Annotated in this window: 15 protein-coding genes; 14 read left to right on the top strand and 1 reads right to left on the bottom strand. The window is 65.8% G+C overall.

The genetic code is table 11. The features are described 5' to 3' along the window. The first annotated feature begins 195 nt into the window (after positions 1-195). The 10 genes from VQ02_RS17330 to VQ02_RS17290 all read left to right on the top strand — a co-directional run bounded on the left by VQ02_RS17330 (position 196) and on the right by VQ02_RS17290 (position 11,164). A complete protein-coding gene (locus VQ02_RS17330; protein WP_048445454.1) occupies positions 196-1,353 on the top strand; it encodes a phage capsid family protein in 1,158 nt (385 codons plus the stop codon). 189 nt (positions 1,354-1,542) lie between these two features. Then, positions 1,543-1,791 carry a hypothetical protein gene (locus tag VQ02_RS17325; protein WP_157080672.1) on the top strand — a complete coding sequence of 83 codons (249 nt, stop codon included), beginning with the start codon at positions 1,543-1,545 and terminating at the stop codon, positions 1,789-1,791. A gap of 10 nt (positions 1,792-1,801) precedes the next feature. Continuing rightward, entirely contained in the window at positions 1,802-2,260 is a 459-nt protein-coding gene (locus tag VQ02_RS17320; RefSeq protein ID WP_048445452.1) for a hypothetical protein, read from the top strand. Positions 2,261-2,321: 61 nt separating this feature from the next. After that, positions 2,322-4,085, top strand: coding sequence for a hypothetical protein (locus tag VQ02_RS17315; RefSeq protein WP_048445451.1), 1,764 nt, complete (start codon positions 2,322-2,324; stop codon positions 4,083-4,085). A gap of 33 nt (positions 4,086-4,118) precedes the next feature. After that, the gene (locus VQ02_RS17310) at positions 4,119-4,583 is read left to right on the top strand and encodes a hypothetical protein (protein ID WP_048445450.1); all 465 of its coding nucleotides are present in this window, start codon (positions 4,119-4,121) and stop codon (positions 4,581-4,583) included. Further along, positions 4,583-5,998 (top strand): hypothetical protein, encoded by a 1,416-nt coding sequence (locus tag VQ02_RS17305; protein WP_048445449.1) that lies wholly within the window; start codon positions 4,583-4,585, stop codon positions 5,996-5,998. The genes VQ02_RS17310 and VQ02_RS17305 overlap by 1 nt, the downstream gene beginning before the upstream one ends. Then, positions 5,998-6,129 carry a hypothetical protein gene (locus VQ02_RS39755; protein WP_280818949.1) on the top strand — a complete coding sequence of 44 codons (132 nt, stop codon included), beginning with the start codon at positions 5,998-6,000 and terminating at the stop codon, positions 6,127-6,129. The genes VQ02_RS17305 and VQ02_RS39755 overlap by 1 nt, the downstream gene beginning before the upstream one ends. Continuing rightward, positions 6,129-7,010 (top strand): hypothetical protein, encoded by an 882-nt coding sequence (locus VQ02_RS17300; protein WP_048445448.1) that lies wholly within the window; start codon positions 6,129-6,131, stop codon positions 7,008-7,010. The genes VQ02_RS39755 and VQ02_RS17300 overlap by 1 nt, the downstream gene beginning before the upstream one ends. Before the next feature lie 9 nt (positions 7,011-7,019). Beyond that, complete coding sequence (locus VQ02_RS39215; protein WP_245239762.1) at positions 7,020-9,206, top strand: hypothetical protein; 2,187 nt, start codon at positions 7,020-7,022, stop codon at positions 9,204-9,206. A gap of 77 nt (positions 9,207-9,283) precedes the next feature. Next, positions 9,284-11,164, top strand: a complete 1,881-nt coding sequence (locus VQ02_RS17290) for a hypothetical protein (RefSeq protein ID WP_048445447.1) — start codon at positions 9,284-9,286, stop codon at positions 11,162-11,164. Between the two features lie 41 nt (positions 11,165-11,205). Here the strand turns inward: VQ02_RS17290 and VQ02_RS37220 are convergent, their stop codons facing one another. Beyond that, positions 11,206-11,508, bottom strand: a complete 303-nt coding sequence (locus VQ02_RS37220) for a hypothetical protein (RefSeq protein WP_157080671.1) — start codon at positions 11,506-11,508, stop codon at positions 11,206-11,208. A gap of 52 nt (positions 11,509-11,560) precedes the next feature. On the opposite strand from VQ02_RS37220, the gene VQ02_RS37215 reads away from it, so the two are divergent. From VQ02_RS37215 to VQ02_RS37200, 4 genes are all read left to right on the top strand, one after another. Beyond that, entirely contained in the window at positions 11,561-12,745 is a 1,185-nt protein-coding gene (locus VQ02_RS37215; protein ID WP_157080670.1) for a hypothetical protein, read from the top strand. A gap of 11 nt (positions 12,746-12,756) precedes the next feature. Then, positions 12,757-13,803 (top strand): hypothetical protein, encoded by a 1,047-nt coding sequence (locus VQ02_RS37210; protein ID WP_157080669.1) that lies wholly within the window; start codon positions 12,757-12,759, stop codon positions 13,801-13,803. Between the two features lie 9 nt (positions 13,804-13,812). Then, complete coding sequence (locus tag VQ02_RS37205) at positions 13,813-14,196, top strand: hypothetical protein (protein ID WP_157080668.1); 384 nt, start codon at positions 13,813-13,815, stop codon at positions 14,194-14,196. A gap of 17 nt (positions 14,197-14,213) precedes the next feature. Next, positions 14,214-16,358: hypothetical protein (locus tag VQ02_RS37200; RefSeq protein ID WP_157080667.1), on the top strand; the 2,145-nt coding region annotated here is incomplete at its 3' end.

The raw sequence follows: 16,358 nt of genomic DNA, 5'->3' as shown, positions 1-16,358 counted from the left end.
ATGTGTATAAGAGCCAGCCCCTGGCGCTAAGCCGCCCCCGGTCTTCGCCGGCCTCCCTTCGCTCAACGGCGCTGCTGGCACTGCCGCCCGCGCGCCCGCGCCGATCACCGAGGCCGACATCTTCAACGCGGCGCCGCCCAACATGGGCGGCCGTCAATAGCGCCAGGCGCCGAGGGCGTCTGACGGGGATCACCCATGGCCGTCACCAACACCCCCAGCTCACTCGAAATCCAGAAGTGGCGCCGGGACTTCTTCGTGGAGTACCAGCGCGACAACCTGTTCGCCCCCTACCTGGGGAACGGGCAGAACGCCGTCATCATGCGCGTCAACGAGCTGAAGGATGAGGGTGAGCAGATCACCATCCCGCTCGTCGGCCGCCTGACCGGTCAGGGCCAGGTCGGCGCCAACACCCTCGTCGGCAACGAAGAGGCGATGGACCAGTACGGCCACAAGATCGTGATCGACTGGGCCCGTCACGCGATCCTTCTCAACAAGAAGGAAATGCGCAAGTCGGCAATCGACCAGATGAACGCCGTTCGGCCGCTGCTGAACGAGTGGGCCGCGGCGAAGCTCCGCGACGACATCTGCAAGGCGTGGGCGACCATCCAGCCGTCCGGCACCGCCTCGTCGCTCGTTGGCAACGTCCAGGGCATCCCGATGGCGATGGCGACCGCGGCGCAGATGAACGCGTGGCTCATCGGCAACGCCGATCGCGTGCAGTTCGGCAACGGTCAATCGACCCTCGTGGCCGGCAACTTCGCCGCGTCGCTCGCGAACGTGGACACCACCAACGACCTCGCGACCGTCTCGGCGTTCAACCGGGTCAAGCGCATCCTCAAGCAGGCCGATCCCCGCATCCGCCCGCTGCGCGTCGATGGTGGCCGCGAGTACTTCGTCACCTTCATGCCGTCGCCGGTCTTCGCCGATCTGTCGAACGACCCGGCCATGATCGCTGCCAACAAGGATGCCCGCGCCCGCGAGGGCAACGGCATGGACGACAACCCGCTGTTCCAGGACGGCGACCTGATGTACCGCGGCATGATCTTTCGGGAGATCCCGGAGATGGGCCAGTTCTTCCGGTTCGCCGGGGCTGGCACCGCGGGCGTCGACGTGTACGGCACCGTCACTGTCGGCCAGCAGGCCATGGGCTACGCGATCGGCCAGCTCCCGGCTCCGACGACCCGCTCGGATGACGATTACGGCTTCCTGAAGGGGCGCGGCGTCGAGATCTGCTACGGCATCTCGAAGATCGTCAAGGGACGCAACAGCATCTCGTCCACCGGCGTCGCAGCCAATACCAACGCCGATTGGGGCACCTTCACCAGCTTCTTCGCGACCCAGTCCGCGAACTGATCCGCAGCGGGCGGCTGATCCTGGCCGCCCCAGCCTGCCCCCGCATTCGGAGCCCGTTCAATGGCGACCCCTCCCAGAAAGCTTGAAAGCCAGGTCACTCACGGCATCCGTCGCCGCGTCTCGTTCAGCGACAATGCATCCGCAGGCGTCGAGATCGGCGTCATTCCGGCCGGTTCCCACGTCCGCCCCGTGTCCGTCTCCGTCGAGACGGCGTTCACGGGCGGCACGCCGAGCGTCACGGTCGGCACCACCGCCGTTCCGGCCGCCTTCGCCACCTCGACGGGCATCGCGCCCGGCACGGCCGGCTACAAGGCGGGCCTGACCGGCACGGGCCAGGGCAACGTCACGGCCGACACGCCCGTGCTCGCCTTCGTCTCGGGCGGCGCCACGGCCGGCCTCGCTGACATCTACGTCGAGTTCTATCCGCACCCGCTCTGAGGAGGGCCGCATGCCCAAGCTCACCTACAAGGCCCTGCGGCCCGATGATCCGGTCTTTACCCGCGTCGGCAGCTACTCGTTCGAGAACGGCAAGGCCGTCGATGTGGATCAGGAGACCTACGACAATCTGAAGGACAATCCGTGGTTCGGGGGCGGCTCCGCCTCCGATCGCAAGGATGCCGCTGCGGCGGCTGGCGCCACCATGGCTCCCGGTCCCGACAGCGGCATCGACTCCTCCGTCATGCCGGCTTACCCGCCGGGCGGCGGCATGAAGTACGCTCCGGAGGCGGTGAAGACCGAAGCCGGCATGGTGCCGGCTGACGATGCCGATACCGACGAGGACATCGGCGACTTCCAGATCAAGCACAAGGGCCGTGGCGTCTACGACGTGCTGCGCGGCGGTGAAGTCGTGACGGGCGGGCTGTCCAAGGCTGACGCCGAGGACTACGTGCGCGCCCGCACGGTCTGACGAGAAAGGTCGCGCGGGGCACTCACTCGCGCGACCGCCTGCATTGCGGAAAACCTAGTTCATGCTCCGTTTGCTGCTCCTGGGCACCTGCGCGCTCGTCTCTGCATCCTGCGCGATGGCGGAAGATCTGCCGCTGGCCATCAACGTCGGCGCGCAGCCCAACGACAACACGGGCGATCCCATGCGGATCGCGTTCATCAAGACCATGCGTGCGGTGAACGCCCTGCATGGCGCGCGCGGGCAGCCGAACGGCATCGCCACCCTCGACAGCACCCAGAGGCTACCCACCAGCCAGCTTCCGGTAGGACTGCCCGGGGTGACCGTAACCCCTTCAGGAGGCGACGCCCTCCGCCCGCTGTCGAGCCTGTTTGCGGACCGCGCCAACGTCGCGTCCTTCCAGGGGCAGGATCTCGCTACCAAGTTCACCAAAGCGTGCAACAGCCTGCCGTCCTCCGGCGGCACGATCTACATCCCGGGCGGGCAGTACACATCCGACCACATGCTGGTCTGCGATGGGCGCCGCGTGTCCGTGGAGGGCGACGGGCCGGGCATAACTGTCATCACGTTCACGAGCGCGGCGGCCGGGCGCGCTGGCATGTCGTTTTCGTCGGGCGATCAGTCTCGCCAGGTGAACGTGCGCGATCTCTCGCTCCTGACCAGCGTCGATCAGGTCAACGGCAACAAGGCCATACAGGTCATCCACCCGTCCGCCGTGAACCTGTCCGTGTTCATGGGGCCGCGCATCTCTCGCCTCGAGGTGGCGGGCACGGGCAACAACTCGGCGTATTGGGGCACCGGTATCAGCCTGCGCAACGTGTCTTCCTATCGCGTGGACGACATTTCGATCCGCGGCAAGGACATCGGCGGCGCCACCTCGTTCCCGTCCGCTGCTATGGACGCGGCGGTGGAGCTGATTGGTGACCCTGGCCGACAGTGCTCGGACGGCATGGTCACCGGTCTCAGCGTCGTCTTCGCCCGCTACGTCGGCAAAGCCACCGGCGACTGCGAGGGCAACCACTGGGACCGCATCGTCGCTCTCGCGGTTGACACGGGGCTGTACTACCCGGCCCACAACGCTTGGCCGGGCGTCTGGCTAACGAACAGCCACATCAATAGCTTTCGCTATGGTGTGAATTTTGAGGGAGTGGTTCAGGCTCAGATCAAGGGTAATTTGCTGTATAAATGGACCGGCAGCGCCCAAGATTGGGTCGGCGTCAACCTGAACTGGCACGGTTCGCTCGGATCCAGCAACAACATCATCGCGGACAATCAGTTCATCGGCTACGCGCCCGCCGGTAGCGGGCAGGGCTACGCCGCCGGCGGCAAGGCGACTGCCATTGCCGTCCCTGGCGGCGACGGCAACCTGATCTCGCGAAACTATTCTGTCTTTAATGATTGGGTCTTTGATTTCGCCAACCTCGGATCTACAAATATTGTTAGCGACAATGTCCAGGCCAACACCGTTTCAGGGTGGTTCAGGCAGATCGGCCTCAATACGATCTCCAGCAACAACAATCCACCCCTCGCTGGCACAGACCCCGCCTTCGTTTCCTTCAGCCCGGGAAGCACGACGGCCAACGTCGGTGCGTGGTTCCAGCGGATTTTCTACACGAACAATCCCACTTCGCCGGCGACGATGACAGATTTCACCAACGCTGAAGTTGGCCGGCAGATCACGATCATTGCTCAGGACAACAACACGACCATCGCGCACAATGCCCGGATCAAGCTCAAGGGCGCGACGAACATGGCGATGGTGTCGGGCGCCTCGCTGACGCTCCTCAACATCGGCCCCTTCTGGCAAGAGGTCGGGCGTTCTCAATGATCCGCTGCGCTGCCCGTCAACATTGGAGCCGTCATGGCTGACGTTCTGCCTCTCGGCGTCGATGCCAACGACATCACGTCGGACAGCACCGAGTACACCGCGGACAGGACCCTTCGGCGGGGCCCGTCGCGTGGCTCGCGGTCGTACTACGTTCAGGACGATGTCGTTCAGCGCGTGCTCACCCGCTTGGGCGAGGTGGGGTTCGGGCAGTCTCAGGAGCCCGAGGCACAGAGGCGCGTCTGCGATGCGCTGCCCGGCATCCTCGAGGAGCTGGCCCTCGATGAGATCTATGCCTTTCCGCTGGACGAGGCGGTGCCTGGCGCTGCGATGGACCCGCTGTCAGCCATCGTCGCGAGCCGGCTTGCGGACGACTTCGGCCTGGGCGCGGATGAGGCGACGTTGCTCGGTCAGCGGGAGCAAGGCGCCATCGCCCGCCTGCGCCGTTACCGGGCCGCTCCGGTCTTCAACGAAATCCCGACGCGCCCCGACTACTTCTGATGGTCGCCGTTCCCTTCCCTACATCATCCGGGCCCGGCGCCATCCCGGGAGAAGGCAGCGGTCGGCTGGTCAACGTCTTCGCGGCGAAGGACGGCGCCGTGGTGCGCTGGTATCCAGTGCCGGGCCTGGACGTCGTCGCGCAGCCTAAGGCAGTGGCTCCGCGCGGCGGCCTCGTCGTCGGAGCCTCGCTCTACCTCGCCAGAGAGGATTTGCTGTTCGTCCTGCGCGGGGACGGCCGGTTCTCCCGGGTCGGCGCGCTCGATGGCTCAAAGCCGGTCACGATGGCGCGCAACAACCGCGCTCCTGTCCCGGACGTGGTCGCCGTGACCGATGTCGGCGCCTTCGTGGTCACGGCGACGGGAGTGCAGGACTACCCAGGCACCGTCATTGGCCAGCCGAACAGCGTGTCGTTCTTGGACGGCTATTTTCTGTTCACCTATGCTGATGGCACGATCCGGGCGAGCGGCACCACGGCGGAGCCGACCAACACCACGGCGATGAACGACCAGAGCTACACGCGTGCCGAGGCCAAGCCCGATGGCCTGCTGCGCGGCACCGTATCGGCCGGCCAGTTCTTCGCTTGGGGCGCCTCGTCGGTAGAGGTCTATGACGATGCCGGCACGTCGCCCTTCCCCTTAGCCCGATCGGCAGTGATCCCGGTCGGGCTGCTTGGGCCCTGGTGCGTGGCCGGGTTCGAGGACGGGTGGGATCGTCAGCAGATCTTCGTGGCTTCTGACGGCACGGTGCGGCGGCTGAGCGGCTATCAGCCGGAGATCGTAAGCACCCGGGCGGTCGAGCGCTTCATCGCCGCCGCGCCGCGCCCTGACAGCCTGCGGGCCTGTGTCTACACCCACGGCGGCAACGCGATCTGGGCCCTCTCGAGCCCCCGCGGCACATGGGAGTTCAACGCCACGGTCGGCGAATGGAACGAGCGCATGTCGCGCGGGCAACTTCGTTGGCGGGCCGAGACGAGCATCCGGTTCAACAATCGCTGGATCCTCGGCGACGTGGTGACAGGCGACGTCCTGGCGCTCAACCCGGCAGGGCGGCGCGAGGCAGGCGAGACCATCACCTCTCGCATCGAGAGCCAGCCGCTGGCCTCGTTCCCGGCTCGCACCCGGGTGTCCGGGCTCGAGGTCGACATCACGACCGGCCAGGGGCGCGCGGCCGGCGCAGCCCCGATCGAAACCGATCCGTCCTGCCTCATCTCGTGGTCGCACGACGGCGGCATGTCCTGGGGCAACGCCTTGCAGCGCCCGATCGGACCGCCAGGCGTCGGAGGCCGACGTGTTTCCGTGGGCGATCTCGGCCGCTCGACGCGCGAAGGGCTGCGGGTTGCCGTCGAAGTGAGCGATCCGGTGCCGTTCGTCTTCAAGGGCGCGGATCTGCCCCGCGTGACAGTTCGGAAGCCCTGATGCCGCTCCCCGCTGACTTCCCGCCGCGGCCAACACCGCCGCCGCCTAGCGTGCCGCTCACCGACGAGGCGTGGCGGCGCTACCATGTTGCCCTCAACCGCTGGCTCGGCCGGCTGATGGAAGTTCTCTGATGGGGCTCTTCGACGCCTTGACCGGGGCCGCGTCTCAGCGTGCGGCCAAGAACAACGCTTTCGCCATCCAGGCCGGCACGGGGCTGGCCGCGGACGCGCTGACGAACGGCTACGCCAACGCTCAGGGCTACCTTGGCGTCAACAACGGTGGCAACGCGCTCCTGTCGCTCGGCTCGGGCTATGCGGACGCGCAGAACGCGCTACGCGGCCAGTACGGGCAGACGCAGGGCTACCTTGGGCAGCTCGGCGGCCTCTACGACCACATGGCGCAGGGTGGGCGCTCCGCCTACGATGCCTACCTGAACGCGACTGGGGCGAATGGCGCCGCGGGATCGCAGGCCGCCGCCGCAGCCTTTCAGGCGAGCCCCGGCTACCAGTACGCGCTAGACCAGGCCCTCGGCGCCGTTCAGCGCTCGGCCGCGGCTCGAGGCGGCCTTGCCGGCGGGAACGCGACGGCCGACATCCTGGCGACCGCCAACGGCCTCGCCAACCAGGGCTATCAACAGTACGTCAGCAACCTCGGCAACGCCGCGACGAGCTACGGCACCGGCTTGGCCGGGCAGGCGCAGGGTGTGGCCGGCCTCGCCAACGCCTCGCAGAACCTCGGCACACAGCTCGGCGGCCTCGCGCAGGCCTACGGCCAGAACCAAGCCAACGTCTACGGCACGGCGGCCAACCAGCAGGCCCAGTTCGGCAACGCCGTGGCGGGGGTGCAGACCAATGCTGCCAACGCCCTAGTGCAGAACAACAATAACCTCGCGCAGGCGCAGAACCAGGCCAGCGCGAACGCGCTCGGGCTTGGCAAGAGCCTCGTCGGCGGCCTGTTCGATTTTGCGGGCGGTGGCGGCAAGCTGTCTTCGCTGGGCAACCTTTTCTCGTAAGGCGACGATATGTCGGGCGGTCTTGGCATTCCTCTGATCGACTTCAGCGACGTTAGGCAGGCGATCGGCGGCCTTGCGAAGCTCGGCCAACGCGAGGAGGCGCAGAGACTATACGGCCAGATGCTTGACGCCAATATGGCGGCACAGGGGCAGCAGAGCCAGCCGCTTTCGTCTCTCGGCTCAGTCGTGCCGGCGACCGGTGTGCCTGGGGCCGCTGGCGTGGCCGCTGGGGCGCTTCCTGCCGGCAGGCTGCCCACCTTCGCCGGGGGCAGCCCCGGGGCGATGGCGATGCCGAGTGGCGTCGGCGGCGATGCCGAGAAGAAGTTCGTCGACGCCCTCAAAGGTGGCGGCTTGACCAACCCCTACGGCCTCGCCGCGGTGGCGGCCTACGCGAGCCGTGAGAGCGGCTACAAGGGCAGCAATATCAACGGCTCGTGGAGCGATCCGAGCGAGAGTGGGCAGCCCGGCACCTCTGGCGGCATCCTGTCGTGGCGCGGCGATCGGCTCGCCAACATGCGCAAGTTCACGGCCGGCGCACCGGATCCGGTGACGGCGCAGGCGCAGTTCATGCTCTCCGAAAACCCGCGGCTGACACAGGCCCTTCAGAACGCTGGCAGCGCCGAAGAGGCGAACCGTCTCATGGCGAATGCTTGGCAGTTCGCTGGCTACAACCGGCCGGGCGGTGAGAACGCGGCGCGCCTGAACGCCACGCGCGCCTATCTTGCGCGGCTGAACGGAGGCGGGTTCGACGCGGCTCCGTCCGGCGCTCCGGCGATAACCCAGGTGGCAGGTGCAGGCGGCCCGATCGTGTCCGGCACGAACCCGGCGCGGCCTCCGATGCGCCTGCCGGCTGCTGCCGTCACTGGGGCTGCGGCAGCGCAGGCGGCTCCGGCGGCGGACATGCCGGCCCCTGGCGCGCAGCCCGTTGGCGGGTATGCAATCCCCGGCGGTGGGCAGATCATCCCGTCATCCCCGAGCGGGGAATTCTCGCCCGGCACCGTTGCTTCGCCGCCGGTCGCTCAGGCAGGGGCGGCATCCGCAACGGCACTGGCCCCGGCCGCGGCGCAGAGGCTGACGCCGGCCCAGGCGCAGAACCTGCGCGCGATGCTCGCCAACCCGCTCACACAGGGGTACGCCACCAAGATCATCGAGGGGCTGAACAAGCCCTCGGAGTTCTCCTTCCAGGTCGTCGGGGACCAACTCATCCGCACGTCCAAGGACGGCCGCGCCGAGGTGGTGCCTGGCATCAACAAGCCGCCGTCGTTCTCGGTGGTGAAGGGCAGCGACGGCAACGACTACGTGTTGAACCCTCAGACGGGCGCCCTGACCCGAGCCGTGGCCGGCCGCGACACGACCGTACGGACCATCACTGATCCGGGCGAGCGCGCCTCGCTTGGCTTGGGCGACTACAAGGGCCCCGTGCAGGTTGATGCGGACGGCAAATTGCTGGCGCCGTTCCGGCCGACCACAGAAGTCAACGTCAATCAGGGGGCGGAGAAGGCGCAGGCTGCCAAGATCGGCGGCGCCTACGGCGACACGTTCAACGATCTACAGAAAGGCGGACGCGACGCAGCGGGGCAGCTCAACACCTTCCGGCTGATGGAAAAGCTGATTGAGAGCCCGAACTTCTACTCTGGCGCTGGTGGCAATACGATCCTGGCATTCCGCCGTGCGGCTTCGGCACTGGGCATTTCTGGTGCCGACACGGCTGCGCCGCAGGAGCTTTTCGCCAAGCTCGCCAATCAATCCGTGCTCGACAAGCTCGGAGGCAACCTCGGCTCAGGCGTCTCGAATAGCGACGTGAACTTCATGGCCGCCACCACGGCCAACCTCGGCAACACGCCTGAGGGTAACCGGCAGATCATCCGGTTCGGCAAGGCATTGGCCGAGCGCCAAGTCGAAGTGGCAAAGCTGGCCCGCGAGTACGCCAAGGGCAACAACGGCTTGCTCGATGCCGGCTTCGATGATCGCCTGGCGGCGTATGCTCGAGCAAACCCGCTGTTTCCAGAGGCCACCGAGGCGCAGCAGGCAGCGACCCGTCCGGCCTCGGGCGCGTCGCCTCGTGCGCCCGCACAGGGGGCTCCCACTCCGGCGTCACCCTCGACCGGCGGCCCGCGTCAGGGCGCAACCGCCACGAACCCGAGCACGAGCGAGCGCTTGATTTTCGACAACGGCAAGTGGGTGCCCTTCACGTGAGTGAGCTTCCCCCGGGCTTTGTCTTGGACACGCCCCCCGCTAACCGGTCGCCGGCCCCCACGCCGGGAGGTTCTGGCTTGCCGGCCGGCTTCGTGCTGGATCAAACTCCTGCGGAGCCCCTTCGTCAGGGCTCAATCACAGACTACGCCGTGCCGGGCGTGCCGCAGCTCTCGACGATCATCAAGGGCGTCTATGCCTCCGCTGTCGGAGGGGCAACCCTTCCAGGGGACGTTTACGCTGGTCGTGTCGACCCGTACTCGAACGAAGGGATCGACCGGGCCCGCGACTTGGCCGGGATCGCGGCACCGCTCACCCCCGCTTCCCGAGCCGCCCTTGCCCCCATTGCGCCTGCCGCGCCGCAGGCGGTGCGGGACGCCGCCGATCTCGGTATCGCCCTGACCGCAGGCCAGCGCACGGCCGATCCGGTGCTGCTGTCGACCGAAAATGCCATGTTCGGTGGCGCCAAAGGGCCTGCTGCCCAGCGGGTCGCGCAAGAGGCCGTGCAGCGTCAACAGGAGCAGATCGCGGTGGCGAAGGGCGCGATCGGCGACATGGCCGGCCGCGGGCAGGCGGATCTAGCTCGAGCGGCGGATGCTGGCGACGCTGTCAGCCAGGGCGTAAAGCAAGCCGCGGCCGAGGCCAAGCAGGGCTATCAGCAGCGCTACAGCGAGGCCTTCGCGCAGCCTGGCGAACTTGACCCCCGCGTGTTCACCGGCGCCGCCCCGACTGCCGAGGCGGCAGCCTCCCCCGTCGTTGCGCAGATCGGCGACGCCGCGACAGCATCTCGTGTGGCTCCTCAACCTCAAGCGCCGAGCGCGCCGCTGTCCCAGCGCATCACCGAAAGCCTCGTCAATCGGCCCGAGCCGGTCATCATCGACCCGACCCTGACCCCAGCCGCCAACCGGGCGCTTGCCGAACTCGACACGGTGTCGAACCTGCAGCTCGGCACGATCGGTCAGCCGGGGGCGGGTGATGAGGTGCTCGGCGTGAGCCTGCGGGGCGTCGATCAGGCCCGCCGCAAGCTGGCCGCCTACAGCCGAGCTGCCGCCACGAACCCGGCGGATAAGCGCGCTGTCGGCGCGATCATCAACGAGTTCGACGGCCAGATCCAGAATGCGATGGAGAACGGGCTGTTCTCCGGAAGTGACGAGGCCCTCGGAGCGCTTCAGGAGGCCCGCAAGGCATTTGCGTCCTACCAGCGCACGTTCAAGCCACAAGGCGCGGGTGACGACGTCGGGAATGCCCTGCGCGCCATCATCGAGCGAGACGCTACCCCGGAACAGGTTGCGAACTACCTGTATGGGGCTGCCAAGATCGGCGCGACGGGGCTGTCTGTCCGAATGGCAGACCGTCTGAAGGGCGTGCTGGGTGAGGGCAGCGCCGAATGGGCGGCCGTTCGTCAAGGGGCGTGGCAGCGCGTTCTAGGCTCGCCCGATACGGGCGTGAAGCGCGCGAGCGACCGGATCTTCGACTTCGTGCGGGGCGAGGGCCGCTCGCTTTCCACGCGCCTGTTCTCGCCCGACGAACTCGCGCAGATGACAAAGCTCGCCAATGTGCTGCGTGCCATCGCATCGAAGCCTGGCACGGTGAACCCGTCCGGGTCCGGCAACCGGCTCGCCGCCCTGGCCCGCGAGACGTTTGCCGCGACCGCTAGCATGCTCGGTGCTTCGACGGGCGGCATCCCTGGAGCCGCCCTCGGCTATGTGGCAGGCAAGGGCGCGGGAGCGTTTTCGTCGGCTCTGGCAGCTCGGCAGGCCGAACAGCTCTTCGCTGGTCAGGTTCCCGTTTCGCTCGGCGCTCGCTTGGCGCAGGGGCTTGGTGCGGCAGGTGCGAGCACTGCGCGCCGCATACAGGCGCCCGCGGCTCAGGATGTGCTTCCGGGGGCGCTATCGACCCTCGACCCGTTCCGCCGCCTTCAGGGCCCCGTACCGGGCTATGCCGGCCAGGAACAGCAATAGCCCCCACGGGTACGGGATCAGGAGCCAGATCGCCGCCAGGATCAGTTGCACGTCGTTCGCGCCTGCCCGAACTCGTTGCGCGTCGTGCAATCTAGGCGGCTCGAGCCAGGCGGAACGATACGGAAGGGCGGCGGATCGATCGCAACCCGCGCTGGCTGCTGCCCGAGGCAACCCGCGTTGCGCATGGTCTCCAGAAGCGCGGCCCGCTGTTCGGGCGTCCGCGACTGGTCGTTGAGGGCCTGAAATCCTCGGCTGCAAAGCTGCGCTTCAGCTTCACGCGAGCGACCTGACACGCACCCGCCGAGAAGCATCGCACACCCCAGCACCACCACCGCGCGCATCATCGCCCCCGTCCTCGCGTGCGCGGCACCCTAGAGCAACCCGGGCCACTCCTGAATGGCTGATCCCCTGCCCTTTCTCGGTGCGGCTGTGCCGGCGCTGCGCCGATCCGTGATCGATCCGGTGACGGGCGCCGCGACCCTCGGGCCGCAGACTTCGCCCGGCGCGCTCGATTACCTCGGCGCATATGCGGATCTCGTCGGCAGTCGGATCCGAGATGCAGTTACGGCGCCGGCTCGCACGTACCGCGGCGAGATAGGCATCTTCGACCCGTCGACCGGCCACGTCAGCGACGAGGCGATGGGCGCTGGCGCTGGCATCGCTGGGCTCGCGATGACTGGTTCGCTGCCATTCAAAGCGCCGGCCGGCGCCATCCGCTCGTTTGGCGGCATGGCGGATAAAGATGCTTTAGCCGCCCTTGATGCCCTGGAGGCAGGGCTTGGCGATTTTCTTGCCAAGCCCGCCCAGTCGCAAAAGGGCGAGTTTATAGGCCACGGGAATTACACAATTCCTCTGCATGAGAGACGGCAACCTCAAACTGTTGACGCGAGTGCTAAATCTTGGGACTTATACCATGGCTCAGAGCCTGGTGTAGACTTTCAGAAATTTGATCCGTACTTTGGTCCGGCGCATTCAGAGCGCGGAGCTATTTTCTTCGCTCCTGATCCAGCCACAGCGTCAACATATGCCGGGACGGTTCTTGGTGAAACGCTTCCGAATGGCGCCGAGGCTGGATCTCGTGTATTCCGCACAAGTATTGACCCTGGTAAAACAGCCGTTTTTGATTTGGGGCATTTAGTAGAAAACGACCCTGTTTTTAATGCGCAGGCAAGGGAGATTATTACTAAAGAAGCTGGTAAAAATTGGGGCGTACTATATGATAACTATATTAATCAATTTCAGATGGATCGGGCGCAAAATCGCGCTACTGCAGAACAGGTCCGCGCTTTTGGCGGACAGCCTGAGCCTCCTGCCGGAGTCACTTACGCTTACGGGCACATCGGCGCTGCTATCGCGCGCGCCAAAGAGCAAGGTCTTGACACCGCTATTCTGCGCGGTCTCGCCGAGCACGGTGGCGATGATCAGGTCGTCGTCCTGACACCTAATCGGGTGCGCAGCCACTATGCGCCTGATCAACTCCTCTACGCCGGCACGCCCCTCGGCGCTGGCGTAGGCGCCTCCCTCGCCGCGCCCGGTGATAGCCGCCCCCTTCCCCTCCTAGGCGCCCTAGGCACCCGCTGACCGGAGCCCGCATGGCCTTCGTCCCCCTTTCTCTGCAGACCATCTTCGACGGTGGGTATGCGGTCCTCGACGCACGCCTCTATGCGTACGATGCCGACACCACGACACCGCGGACGCTGTTCCGTAGCTCTGCGCTCGACCCGACGTTCCCGCACCCTTTCCCGGTGCGAACGGATGGCAGCGGCCGGTTCCCTCCCATGTGGACCGGCGTCGGGAATTACGACATCCGCATCACGGATGCTGATGGCGCTGTGATGGCGGAGATCGTTGGGCTTCAAGGAGACCCCACCCCGACCGGCGGCGGGACAACGCTCGAGCCGCTGCGGCAAATCCCGACCGGCGCTGTGCTTGCGATCCACTCTGCCGGCCGGCGAGCGGGTTGGGTGCGTGCGAATGGTGCAACGATCGGCTCGGCCGCTTCGGCCGGCGTCGAGCGCGCCGACGACGATTGCTATGCCCTGTTCCTCCTGCTCTGGGATGATCCGCGCAGGGTCGTAGCCGGCGGAAGGGGTCAGGCCGCACAAGACGATTGGGACGCTGCCAAGACCATCGAGCTGCCCGACCTTCAGGGGCGGTTCGTGATGGGCGCTCTCAACATGGGAAACGCCAGCACGTCGAGCGGCCGGCTTGATGGCGGCAAGCTTTCCGACGACGGAGCCGTGCTCGGCGCGACGGGCGGCGAAGCCGGGCACGCCCTAACCGAGGCCGAGCTTGCTCAGCACGGACACGGCATCTCAGTCGATGTCGCTCCCGGCGGGAGACACACGCCGTCAGGCACAATCGGTCAAGGCGGACAGCATAACCATCAAATTTACTATGAAGCTAGGTCCATTTATGGGAGTGGCGGCAGCGGAGCGGTAAGCAGCGTTGGCAATTCTCAGATTGGTCAGTCCCCAGGTTTCACTGAAATAACAGATCCTCATACGCATACATTTTCAGGCAACGAGGTTCCCGACCACGATCATGGTGTGACCGCATCTTTGGCAAGCGCCGGCTCAAGCCAGGCGCACAATACGCTTCCGCCCTTCGGCGTCGCCACCATTTACATCAAGCTTTGAGCGGCAGCCATGCTGACAAAATTCGGCGCCGTTTCGCTGCGCGGTCTGTGGCGGGATACACTTACTTTTCCGGAGGTGAGTGACGGCACTCTGACCGATTTCTCAGTCGCACTCCTTGAGATGCGAGTGGTGCCGGAAGGATGTCGCGCAGATCGCGATGATTACGGCTGGCGTCGTGTCGATAGGGGCGACTGGGCGCGCGCCTCCCTGACCGCGACGACGGCCGGCACTGGCCAGGGCACTCTCACAGTTATCGGCCCCTCCGCTGTCCTCTTCTATTTCCCCGCTGAAATCATGCGCAGCCAGCGCCCCGGGGTTCACGAGGTATCTATCTCGGCGACGATTGGGCCGGAGACCGCTGAAATCCTTCGAGAGAAAGTCGTTTTCGCGTAGCATTCACAGGAATACTGATGCCTCCCTTTCCGCTTGCGCGCACTTACCCTCAGGATCTCCGTGGGGGCAAGGGCATCAAGGTCGGCCGCTCCGGCGCGACCCTCACCGTTGGTCTTGATGAGGATGCGCTTGCCGGAATTGGCGGCGCGGCGATCATCAAGACGGCGACTGTATCCCTTGCGCCTTGGTCGGCGTTCGTCGCAGACGGAGTTGATGAGTGCCGCCCTGCCGACATCTCCGACCCAGCTCAGCGTCAAGCGGTGCTGGCCATCACGGCTAATGGCGGCGCGGCAGGGGCCCGGGTGACCGGCCAGAGCGCCGGAGATTTGTTCGGACCTAATGCAGGCTGGATGCCTGGCGCGCCGCTCTACGTCGGCACGGGCGGTGTACTCACGCAGGCGGCTTCCACGTCAGGGTGGCGCCAGCAGGTCGCGACCGTCGTCACGGATGGGCACATCGTCGTCAATCTCGGCGAGGCGAGGATCATCGCGGCCGACACACCGATGCTCGCGGCAGGCGGCTTTGCGGCGCCAGCTGCGACTTCCGATGTTCAGCAGGGCATTGCCCTCGATCGCTACCTCACCCCGGCCCGGCTTGCGGATGTGGCGGCGCCGGGCAATCCGGTAGGCGACAGCATCACCGCACTGGCGCCGGGCGATGGCTCGACCCCGCGCGCCTTCGCGGACAAGGCGGCTGATTTCCCGTTCACGCCCTACGATTTCATCTCCAGCAAGGCCGATCGGGCCGCGGTCCGCGCAGGCGCCAACGCGCCGGACACCTCTGCGGCCATGCAGGCGTGGCTCTCCGCGTTGGTCAGCTACTCGCCGGCCACGAGCGTGAGTGCAACAATTCCAGCGGGCGAGTGGTCTCTATCCAAAGTCGCCCGCGCCTACGCCCGTAGCGCCGGAGCGTATCGGACGATCACGCTCTACATCGACCCAGGCGCGAAGTTGATCGCAGGCCCGACGAATACTTACCGTTACAAGGTGTTAGGTTCCTGGGATGTCGCGGCCAATCCAGGGACGATCAGCTCAGGAAGCGGCCAGGTTGGCGATGCTTACGTTGCAATCTCGGCGCACGACAACCTGAGCATTGACAACATCAAAAGCCTCAACGTTGGAGACACGGCGTATCGCGGCGCCCTGGGCTGGCAGAAAATCCTCGCCAAGCCTAAATACCGGATGCAATCATGGGACGCCAGCACGAACAAAGACGATGCGGGGAACACTGTTCTCATCTCCGGGGTTGGTGAAGAAGGCGACACAATTATCGTCGCTCGCGCCGGTAATGCGATCGTCGACGGCGTCGGTGATTGGGGCGTCGGAGATGAGGCCTATTTCTGCTACGGAGCGTGGCGCAAGAAGCGCGTGCGCGGCGGCACCTTCCGGGGCGCATGGGACCCAAATACGCGACAACCCGCTCTCAACAACGCCAATGGCAGTGCCGGCGATTGGTACGTCGTCATCAGTGCCGGCACCGCGTTCGGCGGCGTTGATCTTGGCAACGGCAGCTTCACTGGGCTCGGTAATAATGTGTCTTGGCAGCCCGGGGATAAGGTGTGGTGCCTTTCACCCGGGGTCTGGCATCGTTGCTTTGCCTCACCAACGCCGCAAGGCACGATCACGCCTGATGGAAGGATCACAGAGCGTCGATTTACAACGACAAATGCAAATGGCGCGACCAACAAATACTTTCCACCCGATGGGAGGACTGATTGGCCTTTTGCCGGCCAGGGCGCCTACGGCGACACGTACACGATCACCGAGGATGTAACGATCCCTGGCGTAGGGTCCTTTGTCACGGGGACGCAAGTCTATTTCGGCCCGAACGGACTGGAGGTTATCGCCGCAGACCCCAACTGGAACCGTGGTCTGTTTCATTTGACGTTAGATGAGAAAACGGCGATCTACATTGAGGGGCGGTTCTCCCCGATCAGCCGCATCAACGGCAACGCAACGCCTGAAATATCAAACGGCATTGCGCTCCGCGTCGACAGTCGCGCCCGCCCGGCCGCCGCAGGATACCTCTTTCAGGGGTCGATGTTCAGTGCAGAAACGTATTCTGAATGCGACCATCCTGACCAGGGTCAAGCACAGGTCAATGGCGGAAATTGGGAAACGGTTGTACAGACTAATAACATCTTCTTGCCGATTATCCGCAAG

The sequence above is a fragment of the Methylobacterium variabile genome (genome assembly GCF_001043975.1).
Taxonomy (GTDB): Bacteria; Pseudomonadota; Alphaproteobacteria; order Rhizobiales; family Beijerinckiaceae; genus Methylobacterium; species Methylobacterium variabile.
The sequence above is the reverse complement of the archived record's forward strand: the minus strand, read 5'-3'. Positions and strand labels throughout refer to the sequence as shown.